This is a genomic window from Paramuribaculum intestinale, assembly GCF_003024925.1.
Taxonomy (GTDB): Bacteria; Bacteroidota; Bacteroidia; order Bacteroidales; family Muribaculaceae; genus Paramuribaculum; species Paramuribaculum intestinale.
Map to the genome: position 1 here is coordinate 1 of NZ_PUED01000336.1, position 1,429 is coordinate 1,429.

At 47.5% G+C, this 1,429-nt stretch carries 1 protein-coding gene; it reads right to left on the bottom strand.

Annotation, left to right across the window (positions count from 1 at the left end):
* Window positions 1-372: 372 nt before the first annotated feature.
* Window positions 373-1,429, bottom strand: a 1,057-nt coding sequence (locus C5O24_RS13315; protein WP_107681972.1) for a tyrosine-type recombinase/integrase, incomplete at its 5' end; no start/stop codon positions are given.

Sequence of the window (1,429 nt, forward strand, 5' to 3'; positions counted from 1 at the left end):
ACAATGGGGAGATTCATACATGGAGGTTCTTCATTGTCATTGACGGTGCAAAGTAAGCTATCAAAACCCTATAATTCCAAATATTTTCTGCCTGATATAGCTTGAGGTTGTACATGTATCTCCCAATATAGGCGAGGTATCACCAAATTTTCAAGTCCCCAACATGATTCTTTTCTCATAAGTTCTCATGGCATCGTTGGTGCTCAACGGAGCACAGCAAGGTGTCCGAATAGCAACTATTCGGATTTTGGGTAACTCGACCGTTACCACAAAAAATCCTTGCCGTGGGCGGCTGGGAACACTCCAAAGTCGTGTTCCCCGTTGCAATGCTTGCCGCAAGCTATGGTGTTCTGCCGACTCTTTTTAGTTTTATCATAATTCTTCTGGCAAGTAGGCGTAGCCTAGGCGTTCGACTTCGGCGGTGAGGGTCTGAGGGAGGAATTTGGCGTAGACTTTTTCTGTGACGTCGGTGCTGCCGTGGCCGAGGAGACGACTGATGACTGTCATGCTCAATCCATCGTTGAGGGCAAGTACGGCGAAGGTGTGGCGCGAGGAGTGGAAGGAGAGGCTGAAGGGTATCTCCAGCTTTTGCCCAACTACGTTCAGGGCTTGATTGACGCACTTGGTGGCGGTGTTACGGGCCTTATAGAGGGCTTCGGCATTGTTGAGGCTCAGTTCATCTTTTACGAGGTCGAACACGTATTTCTTCCTACGACCCATCGCTTGCCATTTGTGGAGTATCCGGATAGCCGGATCTGTCAATGGGATTTTATGGCGATGGTTGGTCTTGATGAGGACTTTGCTCAGTTCTCGTTTCTCGAAGTTGATATGTCCCCATTGCAGGGTCATGACATCAACAATACGTAGTCCACAGGCATGGAAAGCGAACAGGAACATCTCTATGTATTCCTTACGGCGCGGTTCGGTATCTTTCTCATAGAACTCCACTAACTTTTGGAGTTGGTCTTTGGTCAGATAGTTGCCGTCGAATTCCTTCTCACCCTCTACTTCGAGAGATGCTTTCTCTTGGATGCGCATATCCTGCAACTCGGCGTTAACTTCTCGGTCGATATATCCGGCGGTACATGCGCTGTCACATGCTTTTAGGATTGGGGTAAGCGCGTGGTTGATGGTCTGGTCGGAGTTATTCTTGAACTCACGCCGCCACTTGATGTATTTGTCGATGAGCTCAACTGATATTTCTCCTATATAGATTGCATCAGGTTTATATGTGCCTTTACCTGTCGTCAGCAGAAATTGGCGAAAGATATTCATTGCGCTTTTCCCATTCTGATAACGGCTGTAACCAATCTTATTCAGGTTATAGTCTATGGCGAGCCGCTTTTCAACGTAGGCAGCGAAGTCTTCGCCCTTATCCCTGCGGGTAATAGGTTTATCATCGAGAAAAGCTGCGATTATATCCTCATTG